Annotated in this window: 12 protein-coding genes and 3 tRNA genes; 11 read left to right on the top strand and 4 right to left on the bottom strand. The window is 73.7% G+C overall.

Annotated elements, in window-relative coordinates; genetic code table 11:
* The first annotated feature begins 35 nt into the window (after positions 1-35).
* The 11 genes from LIV55_RS08305 to LIV55_RS08255 all read left to right on the top strand — a co-directional run bounded on the left by LIV55_RS08305 (position 36) and on the right by LIV55_RS08255 (position 10,367).
* On the top strand, positions 36-1,100 hold the full coding sequence (locus tag LIV55_RS08305; RefSeq protein ID WP_229299891.1) for a PHP domain-containing protein: 1,065 nt from the start codon (positions 36-38) through the stop codon (positions 1,098-1,100).
* Between the two features lie 102 nt (positions 1,101-1,202).
* Positions 1,203-1,275 (top strand) — tRNA-Glu (locus tag LIV55_RS08300).
* Between the two features lie 44 nt (positions 1,276-1,319).
* Positions 1,320-1,393: transfer RNA gene (locus LIV55_RS08295), tRNA-Asp, on the top strand.
* 25 nt (positions 1,394-1,418) lie between these two features.
* Positions 1,419-1,492, top strand: a tRNA-Phe gene (locus LIV55_RS08290).
* A gap of 252 nt (positions 1,493-1,744) precedes the next feature.
* A complete protein-coding gene (locus LIV55_RS08285; RefSeq protein ID WP_229299890.1) occupies positions 1,745-2,302 on the top strand; it encodes a DUF2231 domain-containing protein in 558 nt (185 codons plus the stop codon).
* Between the two features lie 132 nt (positions 2,303-2,434).
* On the top strand, positions 2,435-3,886 hold the full coding sequence (locus tag LIV55_RS08280; protein WP_229299889.1) for an HNH endonuclease signature motif containing protein: 1,452 nt from the start codon (positions 2,435-2,437) through the stop codon (positions 3,884-3,886).
* Between the two features lie 74 nt (positions 3,887-3,960).
* Positions 3,961-4,824, top strand: coding sequence for an NAD(P)-dependent oxidoreductase (locus tag LIV55_RS08275; protein ID WP_229299888.1), 864 nt, complete (start codon positions 3,961-3,963; stop codon positions 4,822-4,824).
* A 111-nt stretch (positions 4,825-4,935) separates the two neighbouring features.
* Positions 4,936-5,340, top strand: a complete 405-nt coding sequence (locus tag LIV55_RS08270; RefSeq protein ID WP_191562977.1) for an ArsR/SmtB family transcription factor — start codon at positions 4,936-4,938, stop codon at positions 5,338-5,340.
* Positions 5,337-6,239 carry a cation diffusion facilitator family transporter gene (locus tag LIV55_RS08265; RefSeq protein WP_229299887.1) on the top strand — a complete coding sequence of 301 codons (903 nt, stop codon included), beginning with the start codon at positions 5,337-5,339 and terminating at the stop codon, positions 6,237-6,239. The genes LIV55_RS08270 and LIV55_RS08265 overlap by 4 nt, the downstream gene beginning before the upstream one ends.
* A gap of 67 nt (positions 6,240-6,306) precedes the next feature.
* Positions 6,307-8,184, top strand: a complete 1,878-nt coding sequence (locus LIV55_RS17185; protein WP_229299886.1) for a glycosyltransferase family 2 protein — start codon at positions 6,307-6,309, stop codon at positions 8,182-8,184.
* A gap of 20 nt (positions 8,185-8,204) precedes the next feature.
* Positions 8,205-10,367, top strand: coding sequence for a glycosyltransferase family 4 protein (locus LIV55_RS08255; protein WP_229299885.1), 2,163 nt, complete (start codon positions 8,205-8,207; stop codon positions 10,365-10,367).
* Between the two features lie 154 nt (positions 10,368-10,521).
* On the opposite strand, the gene LIV55_RS08250 is transcribed toward LIV55_RS08255, so the two are convergent.
* From LIV55_RS08250 to LIV55_RS08235, 4 genes are all read right to left on the bottom strand, one after another.
* A complete protein-coding gene (locus LIV55_RS08250; protein ID WP_229299884.1) occupies positions 10,522-12,645 on the bottom strand; it encodes an acyltransferase family protein in 2,124 nt (707 codons plus the stop codon).
* Positions 12,642-13,733: a non-hydrolyzing UDP-N-acetylglucosamine 2-epimerase gene (gene wecB, locus LIV55_RS08245; protein WP_123093730.1), complete on the bottom strand. Its 1,092-nt coding sequence runs from the start codon at positions 13,731-13,733 to the stop codon at positions 12,642-12,644. Before wecB ends, LIV55_RS08250 begins: the two co-directional genes overlap by 4 nt.
* 63 nt (positions 13,734-13,796) lie before the next feature.
* Positions 13,797-14,954: a glycosyltransferase family 2 protein gene (locus tag LIV55_RS08240; RefSeq protein ID WP_229299883.1), complete on the bottom strand. Its 1,158-nt coding sequence runs from the start codon at positions 14,952-14,954 to the stop codon at positions 13,797-13,799.
* Entirely contained in the window at positions 14,951-15,925 is a 975-nt protein-coding gene (locus tag LIV55_RS08235; RefSeq protein WP_229299882.1) for a glycosyltransferase, read from the bottom strand. The genes LIV55_RS08240 and LIV55_RS08235 overlap by 4 nt, the downstream gene beginning before the upstream one ends.
* Between the last annotated feature and the right edge of the window lie 55 nt (positions 15,926-15,980).

The raw sequence follows: 15,980 nt of genomic DNA, 5'->3' as shown, positions 1-15,980 counted from the left end.
TACTGCGTGGTAGCCGGCGGCGAAGGGGGGTCGACGTGCACTCGCTGAGCCCCCTCGAGGCCGGGGTCGGCCCCCACGAGGCGCTGCGGCGCACCGCCTTCGTCCTCGAGCGGAGCCGGCAGCACAGCCGACGGGTCGAGGCCTTCCGCGGGGCGGCGAAGGTCGTCACCGAGGTCGGGGAGGACGAGATCGCCGAGCGGGCCCGCCAGGGCACCCTCACGGACCTCCCGGGCATCGGCTCCTCGACGGCCGGCGTCATCGAGCAGGCCGTCGCCGGTGAGCTGCCCGCCTACCTCGAGCGCCAGCAGGACGAGCACGGCGGTCCGCTCGTCGAGCTCGACGACGACGCCGCCGCGCTCTTCGAGGCGGTCGTCGGTGACTGCCACACCCACTCGGACTGGTCCGACGGCGGCTCGCCGATCCAGGAGATGGTCCTCGCCGCCGTCGAGCTCGGCCAGGAGTGGCAGGTGCTCACCGACCACTCCCCCCGGCTGCGCATCGCCAACGGGCTGAGCGCCGAGCGCCTCGCCAAGCAGCTGACCCTCGTCGACGGGATCAACGACGCGCTCGGCGACCGCTTCCGCCTGCTCAAGGGCATCGAGGTCGACATCCTCGACGACGGCGCTCTCGACCAGAGCGAGGAGATGCTCGGCCGGCTCGACGTCGTCACCGCGAGCGTCCACAGCAAGCTGCGCATGCCCGGTGGCGCGATGACCACGCGGATGCTCGGCGCGGTGACCAACCCGCGCGTCGACGTCCTCGGCCACTGCACCGGGCGCCTCGTCACCGGTGGTCGAGGCACCCGACCGCAGAGCGACTTCGACGCCGAGGCCGTCTTCCGCGCGTGCCTCGAGCACGACGTCGCCGTCGAGATCAACAGCCGCCCCGAGCGCTGCGACCCGCCCGACGACCTGCTGATCCTCGCGTCCGAGATGGGCTGCACCTTCGCGATCGACTCCGACGCGCACGCCCCCGGCCAGCTGGAGATGAAGGCCTACGGGTGCGCACGGGCGGCAGCCCTGGGCATCGAGGCCGACCGCATCATCACGACGTGGGAGGTCGAGCGACTGCTCGAGTGGTCGGCCCGCCGACGAGGGTGAGCGGGGCCGTTTTGGCATCCGCGCCGATCGGCACGTATGCTCCTGAACGTCCTCGACGGATCCGGGCGCTGCCTGCTGCGTGGCGAGGGGTCCAAGAGATTGGTCCCCATCGTCTAGCGGCCTAGGACCCCGCCCTTTCACGGCGGTAGCACGGGTTCGAATCCCGTTGGGGATACGCAGTACTGGTTTGATCGCAGCACATCGGCCTTGCACCATCAAGGCCCCGTAGCGCAGTTGGTTAGCGCGCCGCCCTGTCACGGCGGAGGTCGCGGGTTCGAGTCCCGTCGGGGTCGCTCGTCACGTCGTCGGACGTGACTCGGCCAGGTAGCTCAGTTGGTACGAGCGTCCGACTGAAAATCGGAAGGTCGGCGGTTCGACCCCGCCCCTGGCCACACATCGCACCTCACGAAGGCGCCACGCACATCGCGTGGCGCCTTTCGCGTGCTCCGGGGACGGCGGGGACCTCCCGGGGCAAAGGGGTGCCGGGTCGAGCGGTGCGAAGGGCGCCCTCGTCGCGGCAGGCGAAGGGCGACCGGGTCGAGCGGGGCGAAGGGGGCCACCCGTACGGGTGTGCAGCCACCCCCTTCGGCCGGGGCACGGTGAGGGCGGCGCGTCCGCGCCGCACCCCGGGCGAAGGAGCAGCGATGAGCCTCACGGAGCACACCCCCGCGATCGTGCGGTGGACCCGCCGGCTCGAGGAGACGACCGGTCTCGACGGGGTCGTCGACGCGATCGAGCCGAGCATCCAGGCCGCCTTCGGCAACGGGGCACGGGGCGAGCTGCTGCGGGGCGAGTGGCTCGGGCACGCGCTGCACCCGATCCTCACCGACCTCGTCGTCGGCCCGTGGGTCTCGGCGAGCGTCCTCGACCTCGTGGGCGGGCGCGAGTCCTCGACCGCGGCGAAGACGCTCGTGGGCATCGGGCTGCTCGCCGTCGGGCCGACGGCCTGGACCGGCTGGGCGGAGTGGTCGCAGACCGGGCGGCGCGACAAGCGGGTCGGCCTCGTCCACGCCGCGACCAACGCCGTGGCGATCGGCGCGTACACCGGGTCGTGGCTGGCCCGGCGCAGCGGCCGGCACAGCACCGGGGCCCGGCTCGCCCTCGTCGGCGCGACCGTCTCCGGGGTCGGCGCGTACCTCGGCGGCCACCTCGCGTCGGCTCGCGACGTCGCGAGCAACCACCCCGCCTTCGACGAGAGCTGAGCCACCTCGGGGGACGCCCGTTCGCCGGGGAGGATCCGCTCCCGGGATGTCGTCGGGCTCGGGTGCGTCGTCAGGGCTCGGGTGCGTCATCAGAATCGATGCGTTGTCGGTGGTCGCCCCTAGCGTTGGTCCATGGCACCGACGCCCGCTCCGACCACCCCCGTCAGGGGTGTGTGGTCCGTGCCCACGGGCAGCGCCGCGGGCGGCTGGGCCTGTGCTGGTCCGGCTCCCGGCGTCCCGATCCGACAGGCGACCGCCACTGGCGCCGGCACCGCGCCCGACGACCCGATCCCCTGGGCCGAGCGCCGCGACGCGCTCGACGCCGCGGTGCGGGCCCTGCGCGGCTTGAGCAGCGCGATCCACCAGGCCAACGGACCCGAGCTCATGGAGGTCATGACCGTCCTGGACGAGCTGACCACCCTGGCCGCCGCTGGGCGCTACGTCGTCACCGCGCAAGCCCACGAGCGTGGTGAGGTCGCCCAGTCAGACGCCCCGTCCCTGCCCGCCTGGGTCCGCCAGCACGCCACGAGCACCCGCCAAGGTGGGTGCGGCACCATCGCCCAGGCCGTGCTCGACCTGTCCCGACCCGCCAACACCCTGCTGCGCGACGCGGTCGAGGACGGCACCGTGACCCTGCCCGTCGCGCGCACCGTCATCACCGAGATCTCCCGGATCGAGTCCCGCCTCGTCGACGGAGCCCGCGACAGCGTCCTGACCGCGATGATCGAGATGGGCCACCTGCACGGCTCCCCCGGGGTGCGATCCGTGCGCCCCGAGCTCCTCGCCCGCCACGGGATCCCCGGCGAGCTCGACACCGAGCAGGACCGGCTGCGCCGAGCCCGGGCACTGTCCCGGCCCGTCGTCGACGACGGGCTGCACGAGTACCGCCTCGTCCTCGACCCCGAGGGCGCCGCCGTCCTCGAGGCCGCCATCGAGGCCCTGTCCGCCCCAGCACCCGCCCACGACCCCGACACCGGCGCCCGCGAGCCCGACCTGCGCACCAGCGACCAGCGCCGCGCCGACGCCCTCGTCGAGGTGGTGCGCACCGCGGTGGCAGGCATGGACACCAGGGCCGGACGCGGAGCCAAGGCCACCCTGCTGCTCACCATGAGCCTGCAAGACCTGCGCACGCAGACCGGCGCGGCGCGCACCCTCGGCGGCCTGGACACCGGCACCCTCCTCGCCCCCGGCACCGTGCGCCGCCTGGCCTGCGACGCCGAGGTCATCCCCGTCGTGCTGGGCAGCCGCAGCCAGGTCCTCGACCACGGCACCGCCGTCCGGCTCTTCACCCCCGCCACGACCCGCCAGCTGTGGCTGCGCGACGGCGGCTGCACCTACCCCGGATGCACCGCCCCCGCCCGGTGGACCGACGCCCACCACCTCATCCACTGGGCCGACGGCGGACCCACCGACCTCAGCAACGCCGCCCTGCTCTGCGCCCGCCACCACACCCTCGTCCACACCCGCCGCCTCCACGGACACCTCGACACCGAGCCCCCCGACAACGGGCCACCACACGTCGTCTGGGACCTCACCCCCGGCTCCTACGACCACGCCCTGACGATCCTCCCCCGCGCCGGCTGAGGACGACCCCGCGCCGCCGTGGACCGAGACCGCGGTGACGGCTCGCCCGCCACGGGCGCTGGCAGGATCGGGTCATGACGACCATCGGCATCCTCTGGCCCGGCGCGATGGGCAGCGCGCTCGCACGCGCCTGGCGCTCGGCGGGGGTCGAGGTCGTCACGAGCCTCGACGGACGCAGCGCACGCACGCGTGCTCTCGCCGGCGACCTCACCGCCCTCGGCTCGCTGGAGGAGGTCGTCCGGGCGAGCGACGCGGTCGTCAGCGTCGTGCCCCCGGCGCACGCGGTGACCCAGGCGAAGCAGATCGCGGCCGCGGTCCGGCGCACCGGGAGCACCCCCGTCGTCGCCGACCTCAACGCGATCTCCCCGGTGACCATGGCGCAGGTCGCGTCCGTCCTGGACGACGTGGGGTGCGTCGTCGTCGACGGCGCGATCAGCGGCCCGCCGCCGAGGCCGGACGGCGACACCGCGCTCCTCCTCTCCGGGGCGAGCTGCTCCCCCTTCGCCGATCTCGCCGCACCCGGCCTGCGCGCGGTGGTCGTCGGCAACGAGGTCGGTGCCGCCTCGGCGACGAAGATGAGCACCGCGGCGATCTACAAGGGCACGAAGGCCCTGCTCCTGCAGTCCCTGCTCACCGCACGCCACCACGGGGTGCTCGACGCGGTCGTCGCGGACCTCTCGACGGGCGCCCCCGAGCTCACCGCGCACCTCGCCCGCGACCTGGCCGTCGCCGCCTCGAAGTCCGACCGCTTCCCCGCCGAGATGCGCGAGATCGCGAGCACCCAGGCGGCGGCCGGTGCCGGCGCAGAGCTGTACGAGGCCGTCGCGGAGGTCTTCGAACGAGCGGACGCGAGCGCGGCGGGCGCCGCGACCCCCGAGGAGGCCGCGAGCGCGACCGATCTCGACGCGGTGCTGGATGCCCTCACCAGGCGCCGCTGACCGGGCACCGACCCGCCGCCCTCCCGACACCGACCGCACCAGGGCGGCTTGACTCCCGGACGACCCTCGTCGACGATGACATCTGATCATCCGCTCAGACATGGAGGGCTCATGCGCCCGGTCTCCTCGCTCGACGGGTGCGCCGTCGAGGGCGTCCACCCCGACAAGGTCGCGCTCGTGCTCGCCGCGGCGCCCGACCCCGACGAGCTCGCGACCGTCACCGGTGTCTTCCGGCTGCTCGGTGACCCGACGCGAGCCCGGCTGCTCTACGCCCTCCTCGAGGCCGGCGAGCTCTGCGTCTGCGACCTCGCCGCGTCGACCGGCACCGCCGAGTCGACGGTGAGCCAGTCGCTGCGGATGCTGCGGGCCTCCGGGGTCGTCACCGGACGGCGCGAGGGTCGCAACGTCTACTACCGGCTCTCCGACGGGCACGTGCGGATGCTCCTCGACGTCACCCGCGAGCACGTCGTCCACACCGCCGCGCCCGACGACGCCCCGACCCGGCCGCGCCGATGAGCGGCGGGCACTCGCACGGCGCGGCAGGGCACGCCGGCGGACGGCACCGGTGGCGCCTGCTCGTCGCCTTCGTGCTCGTGGGCTCCTTCTTCGGGGTCGAGCTCGCCGCGGGTCTGGTCTCGGGCTCGCTCGCGCTGCTCTCCGACGCCGGCCACATGGCCGCCGACGTCGTGACGCTCGGGGCGGCGCTCGTCGCCACCTGGGTCGCGACGCGTCCTGACACGACCGGGCGGCGCACCTTCGGCTCTTACCGTGCCGAGATCTTCGCCTCCGGCTTCGCGGTCCTCATGATGATCGGGGTCTCGGTCTACGTCGTCGTCGAGGCACTGAGCCGGATCGGCTCGGCCCCCGAGGTGGGCTCGACGGCGATGCTCGTCGTCGGCGGGCTCGGCCTGGCCGTCAACGTCGTCGCCCTGCTCCTCCTGCGCGGCGGGGCCGGGGAGAGCCTCAACGTCAAGGGCGCCTACCTCGAGGTCGTCGCCGACACCGTCGGCTCGGTCGGCGTCATCGTCGCAGCGCTGCTCGTCATGACGACGGGCTCGGCGGTCTGGGACACCGTCGTCGCCCTCGCGATCGGCGTCTTCGTCCTCGTCCGCGCGCTCCACCTCGGTCGAGAGGTGCTCGCCGTCCTCGGGCAGCACGCCCCGGCAGGGGTCGTGCCGGACGACATGACCCGCGCGCTCGAGTCCGTCGACGGGGTCGCCGAGGTCCACGACCTCCACGTGTGGACCCTCACCTCGGGCATGGACGTCGCTACGGCGCACCTCGTCGCCGACGACGACGCGGACGGCGTCCTCGTCGCAGCGAGCGCCGTGCTGCGCGAGCGCTTCGGCATCGCGCACGCCACCCTGCAGGTCGAGACCCGGGGCTCTCGGCAGTGCCAGGGCGTCGACTGGTGACCTGCGCTGTGCCCGGCGCGGTGCGCCAGAGTGGCGCGCGCCACGCGGGGTGCGAGGATGTGTGCCCGTGAGCACCAGGGACTCCGCCGTGACCAAGCTGCGCCGAGCCGTCGCCCGCAGCGCCACCACGCTGGCGTCGGCCGCGGCGCCCGCAGCCGACCCCCGCGCCGCAGCGCCGGCCCCCGCGCAGCCCGCGACCCCGGCACCGGCGCCCAAGCCAGCCCGCCCGAGCGGTCCGCACCGGGTCGTCGAAGGGCGACCGGTCACCTCCGTCGGGGCGCCGTACTCCCCCTTCGCCCCCCTCGACCTCGACGTCACCGCCGCGGTCAGCCCGCGTCTGGCCGAGCTCCTCGCGCCCGAGTGGCGCCAGCACCCCTTCGACCGGCACGGCTGGCGGGCGACGCTCGAGGGCACCGCCCCCGACCTCGTCCTCGTCGAGCACTGCGCCGGCGCCGTCACCGGGTGGACCGGTGCGGTCGACGAGCTCGTCACCGCCCTGTCGGCCGCCCGTGACGCGGGCGCGCGGATCGCCCTGTGGGTCACCGACCGGGCCGTCCCCCCGACCGAGCTGCTCGTCGCGGCCGACGTCGTCGGCGGGGTCGACGAGGCCACCGTCTCCGCCCTCGAGGGCGCCGGGACCGCCGCCCAGCTGTGGCCCGCCGCCGGTCAGCCGCGCCAGTCCGGGCTCGCCCGCGACGACGAGACGACGACCCGTCGCGGCGGGGCCCTGCTCGTCGTCGACGGCTTCGGCCGCCTCGGTGACGACACCGCGCTGCGCGAGGTCGCTCGCGGCATCGCCCCGCTCGCCCCGAGCCAGGCCGCCCTCGTGCGGCTGTCCGGCAAGTCCGCCTCGGTCACCCTCCCGCCGACCCTCGCCGAGCGCCAGGTCGCCCACGGCCCGTGGGCCGCGGAGGCCGGAGTCCTCGCCGACGCGCGCGTCCTCGTCGACCTCGGCGACGGCGCCCCCGGCTCGGCGTGGACCACCGTGGCCGCGGCGACCGCCCGCACCCCCGTCGTCGGTCTCACCTCCCTCACGAGCGCCGCCCCGCCCGAGATCGCAGCGCTCGTCCCCCGCGTCGAGGACGAGAAGGCCCTGCGCAGCGAGGTCGTCGCCCGGATCCACCAGGAGGAGCTCGTCTCCCGCGAGGGCCTCCTCCTCCAGCGCGCCGTGCTCCAGGGGCACACCGCGGCGCACCGCGCCCGGGCGATCACCCAGGCCGTGCTGCCCGACCGAGCGACGCCGCTCACGGTGCCGACGATCTCCGCCGTCGTGCCGACCAACCGCACCCACGAGCTCGACAACGTCTTCGCCAACCTGGGCCGTCAGCGCCACGAGGCGCTCGAGCTCGTCCTCGTGCTCCACGGCCTCGACACCGACGACGAGGACCTGCGTCGCCGCGCGCAGCACGCCGGGGTCGAGCACCTCACCCTCGTGCACGCCGACGCCGGTCTCACGCTCGGCGCGTGCATGAATCTCGGCGTCGACGCCGCGATCGGCCAGTACGTCGCGAAGATGGACGACGACAACATCTACGGCCCGGGCTACCTCTCGGATCTGCTCGCGACCTTCGCGTACACCGACGCCGGGGTCGTCGGGAAGTGGGCGCACTACGTGTGGCTGCGCTCCACCGGCGCCGTCGTCCTGCGCTACCCCGACTCCGAGCACCGCTACGAGCGCCGCATCCAGGGTGGGTCGATGCTCTTCGCCGGCGACGTCGTGCGCGACGTGCGCTTCTCCGACATCCCCCGCGCCGTCGACTCCGACATCCTCGACCGCAGCGCCGAGGCCGGCGTGCGCATCTACTCCGGCGACCGGTACAACTACGTGTCGGTGCGCGGCGACGACCGCCTCGCCCACACGTGGACGGTCACCGACTCGACCTTCTTCACCGCCACGGGCCGCCTGCTCTTCTACGGCGACCCCACCACGCACGTCAGCATCTGATCGTCGACTCGAAGGACACCATGGCCAGCATCGACCCCGCATCCGCCAAGAGCGCAGGGCGCCGCGCCGCACGAGCCGTCGTGCGTCGTGCCCCGCTCGGGCCCGTCGCGACCCTGCCCTCCTCCGGGGGCGCGGTCGGGCAGCGCGCCGTCTTCACCCAGGCGCGGATGCTCATGGTCAACGGCTCGCAGCACGCCCGCGGCGTGCGCCTGCTGTCGCGCCTGCCCGAGCCGGCGCTCGGCGCGACCGGGCACGCGATGCTCGCGTGGAGCCACCTCAACCTCGGCGAGGTCGACCTCGCCCTGCCGCACGCGCGGAGCGCGCTCGACCTCGGCCCGGACGCCGAGGCGGCCGGCCTCGTCCTCGCCGTGGCCCGCCGTGGTCACGACGACGAGCTGCACGACCGGGCCCGCGAGCTCGCCATGACGGTCGTGCCGAGCACGACGCGCGACGCCGAGCGGATCATCTCGTGGTTCTCGACCTCCGACCCCGTGGTCGCGCAGCGCTTCATCGACCACGTCGAGAGCTGGCAGGTCAGCTACACCCGCTCCAGCCTCGACCGGATCAAGGCCGAGACCCGCATCCGCTCTGCCGGCGACCGCGAGGCTCAGGCGGCGGAGGCCTTCGCCGTCGGGCAGGAGGGCGGGCAGGTGAAGTTCAAGGCCGCCGTCACCCTGCTCAACGAGATCGCCGGGTACGACGAGCTGCGCGAGCTCTACGCGGCCGCCCCCGCGGACCACCTGCGCGCGATCCACCACAAGAACGTCCTGCCCATGGCGGCGAAGGCGGCCCGCGCCGGCTGGCTCGACACCGCCCAGACGATCGCCGGCCGGGTCATCGAGGAGCGCAACGACAAGCGCGCCCGCGCCCTGCACGCCCGCGTGAGCGACCAGATCGCCATCGGGCGCACCGGCTGGCCGGTCGACGAGGCGCAGGAGCGCTCCTACGAGCCGCGTCCCGGCGCCGTGCTCTCCGTGCTCGCCCAGTCGCTGCCCCACCGCTCCGGCGGCTACGCGACCCGCAGCCACGGCGTCCTCACCGGTCTGCGGGCCCTCGGCTGGGACATGCAGGCCGCGACCCGCCTCGGCTTCCCCTACGACTTCTGGTCGCCGGCCGACAAGCGGGTCGTCGAGGAGCGCGACGTCGTCGACGGCGTGCCCTACGTGCGTCTGCTCGAGCCGGGCGAGCGGGTCTACGAGACCGTGCCGATGGCCGGGTACATCGAGCGCTTCGCCCGCCGCATCGAGGAGACCGCGCGCGAGCACCGCGCCGGGCTCATCCACGCGAGCAGCTTCCAGAACAACGGGCTCGCCGGTCTGCGCGCCGCCCGCCGCCTGGGCATCCCCTTCGTCTACGAGATGCGCGGTCTCGAGGACCTCATGAAGATCTCGCGCAACCCGGCCTTCGGCCGCACCGACGCGTACCGGTACATGACGACGCTCGAGCTGCACGTCGTCCAGAACGCCGACCTCACCTTCGTCATCACCGAGGCGCTGCGCGAGGAGATGATCGCCCGCGGCGGCCCCGCCGACCGGATCAAGGTGCTGCCCAACGGCGTGCACACGAGCCAGTTCGAGCCGCGCGAGCCCGACCAGGCGCTCATCGACGAGCTGGGGATCCAGGGCAAGACGGTCATCGGCTACGCCGGCAGCCTCGTCGACTACGAGGGCATCGAGCTGCTGCTGCGCGCCGCGGCCCAGCTGAAGACCGAGCGCTCGGACTTCGCGGTCATCATCGTCGGCGACGGCCACCACGAGGGCTTCCTGCACCGGCTGGCCCGCGAGCTCGACGTCATGGACGTCGTGACCTTCACCGGGCGCGTGCCCCACGAGGACGTCGCGCGGTACCTCTCGATCTTCCAGATCACCCCGCTCATGCGCCTGCCGCTGCCGGTCTGCGAGCTCATCAGCCCGATCAAGCCCTTCGAGTCGATGGCGATGGGCAAGGCGATGATCTCGAGCTCGGTCGCCGCGCTCGCCGAGATCGTCAAGGCCGACGAGCGCGGTCTCGTCTTCGACAAGGGCGACGCCGGCTCGCTGGCCACCCAGATCCGCCGCTACCTCGACGACCCCGAGCTGCGCGAGCGGATGGGCCGCCAGGCCCGCGAGTGGGTCCTCGCCGAGCGTGACTGGAGCGACGTCACCCAGATCGTCGACCGCGAGTACCACCGTCTGTTCGGCTGATCTCGCCGCTGGTTCGACGAAGGACCGTCACCTCGAGGTGACGGTCCTTCTTCGATCCCGGGGGGGGGGCTTGGCGCCGGTGGTCTCGGACGGCCCGCCGGACATGACGAAGGGGGAGCCTCTCGGCTCCCCCTTCGCCCTGCTCGACCCCCGCTCAGCCCTTGGCGGAGCCGGTGGGGGCGGGGATGTCGTCGACGGTGATGTCGGCGACGGGGGTGGAGGTGACCTTCGCCGCGGAGAGCTGACGCCAGATGATCGGCGTCATCGTCCGGGCGTAGGTCGCGGTGACGTGCGAGCCCTGGCGGTAGACGAGCGTGCCGGCGACGGCCGGCGGGCACTCCGTGACGCCCTCGGGGCAGATCCACTCGTCGACGGGCACGAAGGTCGCGCCGAGCTCGTCGGCGGCCTGGCCCAGGCTCGCGTCGGTGTCCTCGCGCGGGAAGCCGCACGACGCGTAGTCGCCGTCACCGGCCTCGGCCACGCAGTTGTAGACCTCGGAGCCGGGGTGGATGTTGTCCGAGAGGACGACGACCTTCGCACCGCCGTCCTGGAGCGTCTTCAGCGGGGCTGCCAGGTCGGCGGCCTTCGCGTCGTCCGTGCCGGCCGAGCTGACGACGACGTCCGGCGTGCGGTCGCCCTCGCCCATCGCCGTCACGGCGTTGCCGGTGAACTCCGCGCACTCGTCCTTGATGCTCGCGCCCTCGCCGAAGGCGCACGCGGACTTGAGGTACAGGTCCAGCCGCATGCCCTCGCGCTTGGCGATCTCGTCGAAGACCGGGAACCACTGGCCCATCTTCGAGTCGCCGACGAGCGCCATGACCTTGTCCGAGCCCGTGTCGCCGTAGGTGCACGAGGTCTTGACGGCGGTGTCGCCCGCGAGCACCTGGCAGTCGTCGTCGTAGTACGACGGGACGTCCTTCGTCGCGACCGCAGGGTTGGGCGTGAGCTCGCCCGAGGTGGTGAAGACCGACTCGGGGTCGGAGCGCACCTCCCACGTCGAGGCCGAGGTGTCGGCGACGAGCGCGGTCGCGCCCTCGACGTCCTTCGTCGTCCCGAGGTCGGGCACCGTGCGCATGACGGCGAAGCCCGCGAGCACGCAGACCGTCATGAGCACGCCGCCCATGGTGAGCGCCTTGCGCGGCTGGGCCGAGATGCCCTTGTTGAAGCGGATCGGGTCCTCGACGAGCTTCTTGGTCACCCAGGCGAGGACGACGGAGAGCAGGCCGAGCGCGATCTTGTGCCGGATGCGGATGTCGGGCCACCGGGCCGCCGCGATGGTGATGAGCGGCCAGTGCCACAGGTACACCGAGTACGACAGGCCGCCGAGCCAGGTCATCGGCTTGAGGCTGAGCAGCCGCGCCGGGATCGTCGTCTGGCTGGCGCAGCCGGCCGCGATGATCAGGGCGGTGCCCACGGTCGGCACGAGCGCCGCCGAGCCGGGCCACGGGGTGCCCTTGGAGAAGACGAGCGCCGCGTAGGCGATCATCAGCAGCCCGACGGTGGCCATGACCGTCGCGACCGTGTGCGACAGCGTGCGCCGCAGGCGGTCGACGGCGAAGGCGGTGAGGGCGCCGATGGCGAGCTCCCACACGCGGGTCGTCGTGTAGAAGTACGCCGTCGCGGGGTCGGCCGCGGTGTGCAGGACCGAGTACGCGAGCGACGCGGCGGCCACGACGGCGAGGACGCCGAAGAGCATCCGCATCGGGCGCACGCCGAGACGCCGGGCCACGACGAGCCCGACGAGGATGATGAGCGGCCAGAAGACGTAGTACTGCTCCTCGACCGACAGCGACCAGTAGTGCTGCAGCGGCGAGACGTCGGCGCCCTCGTTGAGGTAGTCGACCGCCCGGAAGGCCAGCCCCCAGTTGATGACGTAGAGGGTCGCCGTGATGACGTCGGTCCCGAGGTCGCCCCGGCCGGCCGGCGGCATGAGCAGGTACCCGGCGACCGCGGTGAAGAGGAGCACCACGCTCGCGGCCGGCAGCAGCCGCCGCGCCCGGCGGGCGTAGAAGTCGACGATCGAGATGCTCCCGCTGCGCCCCGCCTCGCGCAGCAGCAGCGAGGTGATGAGGAAGCCGGAGATGACGAAGAAGATGTCGACCCCGGCGAAGCCGCCGTCGACCCACGGCACGCCCATGTGGAAGAGCAGCACCGTGCCGACCGCGACGGCCCGCAGGCCCTCGATGTCTCCGCGCAGGTGCGGCTTCTTCGCCGGCTTGGCCTCCGAGGGGCCCTCGCTCGCGGCGGCGGGGGCGGCGACGCCGGGGGCCCCGCTCACGACCGGGTCACTCCGAGGGACCCGGCGAGCACGTCGGCGATGCGCTCGCCGGCGTGGCCGTCCCAGAGCGGCGGCGTCGGCCACTGCGTGAGCTTGCCGGCCGCGAGGATCTCGCGGACGCGCTCGGCGAGGGTGTCGCGGGTGACGAGCTGGTTGGTGCCGTGGGTGATCGTCACCGGGCGCTCGGTGTTGGGGCGAAGGGTGAGGCACGGGACGCCGAGGATGGTCGTCTCCTCCTGCACACCGCCCGAGTCGGTGACGACGCCGACCGAGCCGCGCACGAGCCCCATGAACTCGAGGTAGCCGAGCGGGTCGACGACGCGCATGCCCGGGTGGTCGAGGAAGCCGGCCTCCTCGAGACGGGCGCGGCCGCGCGGGTGCAGCGGGATGACGACCTGGGCCTGGTCGGCCACGGCGTGCATCGCGGCGACGAGCGCGCGGACGTCGTCCGGGTCGTCGACGTTGCCCGGGCGGTGAAGGGTCGCGACGAGGTAGTCGCCCTCGATGCCCAGATCGGCGCGCACCGCCTCGGCGTCGAAGCGCTCGCGGTGCGTGAGCAGCGTGTCGATCATCGGGTTGCCGACGAAGTGGATCTTCTCCGGCGCCGTGCCCTCGTTGCCGAGGTGCGCGATCGCGTCGGTGCTCGTCGTGAGCAGCAGGTCGGAGAGCTTGTCGGTGACGAGGCGGTTGATCTCCTCGGGCATCGTCATGTCGAAGGAGCGCAGCCCGGCCTCGACGTGGGCGAAGGTGATGCCCATCTTCGAGGCGACGAGCGCGGCGGCCACCGTGGAGTTGACGTCGCCGTAGACGACGACGAGGTCGGGGCGGCGCTGCGTGAAGAGCTCCTCGAGGGCCTCCATGACCTTGGCCGTCTGCGCGCCGTGCGCACCGGAGCCGACGCCGAGGTTGACGTCCGGCTTCGGGATGCCGAGCTGACGGAAGAAGACGTCGGACATCTTGTCGTCGTAGTGCTGACCCGTGTGGACCAGGAGCTGCTCGACGGGGTAGGCGGAGAGCGCCTTGAGGACCGGAGCGGCCTTGGGGAAGTTGGGGCGCGCGCCGGTGACGTGCACGACAAGCGGAGCCATGAGAGCCCTTCTGCCTCGGTGATGATGACGCTCCAGTTTGTCACGGCGCCCACCGTGGGCCGTTCAGGTCGCGGTCGTGCCCAGCTCCGGGCGGCGCAGGAGGCCGAGCCACTGCTCGCGCGCGCTCACGAGGAAGTGCCCGGCGTCGGCCGCCCACGTGTGCCCCTCGGCCGAGCCCTCGGGCCGGCGGTGGCGCACGTAGACGTAACCGAGGTCGTGGGGCCGGTAGACCCGCCCGCCCGCCGAGCGCACGCTGCGGATGAGGGCGCTGTCGACGGCCCGCGGCACGTCGGACCACCCGCCCACCTCGGCGAGGTCGGCCCGGGAGAGCAGGATCGTGCCCCCGGCGACGCGGTGCACGTAGGACTCCGGCGTCCCGAAGACCCGCCGGACGGTGACGTCGAGGTCCTCGAGGTGGACGATCGTCGTGCTCTTGCCGACGAGCGTCGCGCCGGAGACGCGATGGGCGAGGACGAGGTCGAGGACGTGGTCGGGCCCGTAGTGGTCGTCGTCGTCGAACTTCGTCACGAGCTCGCCCTCGGCGGCGTCGCAGCCGACCTGCAGCGCCCGCCCGAGGCTCGCCTCGGCGGGCGCGGCGACGACCCGCACCTGCCGTCCGGGCACGTCGACCGGGGGGAGGGCGTCGGGGTCGCCGCCGTGGACGACGACGACGACGTCGAGCGGCCCGTAGGTCTGCGCGGCGAGCATCGCGGCCACCCGGCCCAGCAGCTGAGGGCGCCGGGTGGCGACGACGGCGGTGACGGTCGGCAGGTCCGCGGGCAGGGCGGCGGCGAGGACGCCCCGTCGTTGCCCGACGGAGGCGAGGTCGTGGGCGAGGTCGCCGGGTGCACCGGCCACCCCGCGCAGCGCGACGGGCACGGCCCCGCCGAGCGCGTCGGGCAGGTCGGCCAGGACGAGGGTCCCGCGGGCCACGGCCCGTCGGGCGAAGGGGGCGACCACCGTCTCGACGTCGGCGGCGGCCACCCTGTCCCCCGGGTCGTCGCACGCCCGCACCTCGAGCCGGTGGACGTCGTCGAGCTCACCCACCCGGGCCGCGAGCGCGGCCGGCCCGTCGGCCCACCGTCCGCGGCGCGGGGGGCGACGGGGGCGGCGCAGCACCCAGCCCTCGCGCGACAGCCCGAGGCGGGCGCGGCGCTCCACGCCGGCCCCGGGGACCCGCCCGACCGGCGTGTCCCCCGGCTCGAGCACCGAATCGCTCATCGGCGCTCGACCGTCAGCGACTGCGTCGGCAGCTCGCTGTGCGCGACGACGGTGGGGAAGAGACGGGCGAGATCACCGGCGAGGTCCTCGACCTCATACATGTCGGTGGGGTTCTCGACCGCCTCGACCGACAGCTCGCGGTCCTGCTGGTCGTGGAGCAGGCGCAGGTAGGCGACCTCGCGGGAGTCGACGGCCACGGGCATCTCGCGGTGCGCGCGCACGTGGCTGACGAGCGGGGGGAAGGTCGGGCTGCCGGAGCGGTCGACCGTGCCGACGAAGGTCTGCCCCATCGAGGCCATCGTGCGGTTGGTCAGCCCGAAGCGGTGGAGCCGACCGTCCTCGTACTCGGCCGTCAGACCCTTGCCGAAGGAGACCGACCACCCGTCGTGGGCGGCCGTCACCAGCGGGACCAGCCGGTCGAGGAAGGTCGTCGCGAGCAGGTCGTCGTCGTCGACGCGCAGCCAGGCCACCGGGCCGGGCCCGGCGTCGCGGGCGCGCAGGTCCTCGCGGATCGCCCCGACCCGGTCCTGCCAGCGGTGCGAGGGCACGGGCAGCAGCACGGGGTAGGTCGCCGCGGCGTCGAGCAGGGCGTCGCGCCACCGCGCCGGCATCTCGGCGCTGTACTGCACGACATGGCGGTACCCGTACGCGTCGTGGAAGCCCTGGTAGATCGGCGTCGCCCACTCGAGGAAGACCTGCTGGCGCGGGCCCATCCGCTCGGCCGACCACAGCCGCTCCCGGTAGGCCTGCTCGTCCTCGCCCGTCGACGACAGCTGCCACTCCAGGCTGCCGGGGACGAAGACGCTGTAGCGCGTCGCGCCGTAGACCGGGGGCACCCGGTCGGTCACCGGGAGCGCCGCACGGGCCTGCTCGAGCTGCTCCTCGAGCTCGGCGATGCGCGCGGCCCGGGCCTTCGAGCGCGCCGCGTGGTACTGCGCCTTCTTCTGCGTCGACGCGAGCTCGTCGCTCATCGCTGCACCCTCCCCTGCGCCCCGGGACCCACGCCCGGCTCGGCGGCAGCGAGGC

The sequence above is a fragment of the Janibacter melonis genome, assembly GCF_020567375.1.
Lineage (GTDB): Bacteria > Actinomycetota > Actinomycetes > Actinomycetales > Dermatophilaceae > Marihabitans > Marihabitans melonis.
This window is presented reverse-complemented; position numbering and strand designations above follow the sequence as displayed.

Coding starts and splice junctions, on each gene's coding strand:
- LIV55_RS08285 (WP_229299890.1), top strand. CDS start 1,745: ATGAGCCTCACGGAGCACACCCCCGCGATCGTGCGGTGGACCCGCCGG.
- wecB (WP_123093730.1), bottom strand. CDS start 13,733: ATGGCTCCGCTTGTCGTGCACGTCACCGGCGCGCGCCCCAACTTCCCC.
- LIV55_RS08255 (WP_229299885.1), top strand. CDS start 8,205: ATGGCCAGCATCGACCCCGCATCCGCCAAGAGCGCAGGGCGCCGCGCC.
- LIV55_RS08270 (WP_191562977.1), top strand. CDS start 4,936: ATGCGCCCGGTCTCCTCGCTCGACGGGTGCGCCGTCGAGGGCGTCCAC.
- LIV55_RS08240 (WP_229299883.1), bottom strand. CDS start 14,954: ATGAGCGATTCGGTGCTCGAGCCGGGGGACACGCCGGTCGGGCGGGTC.
- LIV55_RS08280 (WP_229299889.1), top strand. CDS start 2,435: ATGGCACCGACGCCCGCTCCGACCACCCCCGTCAGGGGTGTGTGGTCC.
- LIV55_RS08275 (WP_229299888.1), top strand. CDS start 3,961: ATGACGACCATCGGCATCCTCTGGCCCGGCGCGATGGGCAGCGCGCTC.
- LIV55_RS08235 (WP_229299882.1), bottom strand. CDS start 15,925: ATGAGCGACGAGCTCGCGTCGACGCAGAAGAAGGCGCAGTACCACGCG.
- LIV55_RS08265 (WP_229299887.1), top strand. CDS start 5,337: ATGAGCGGCGGGCACTCGCACGGCGCGGCAGGGCACGCCGGCGGACGG.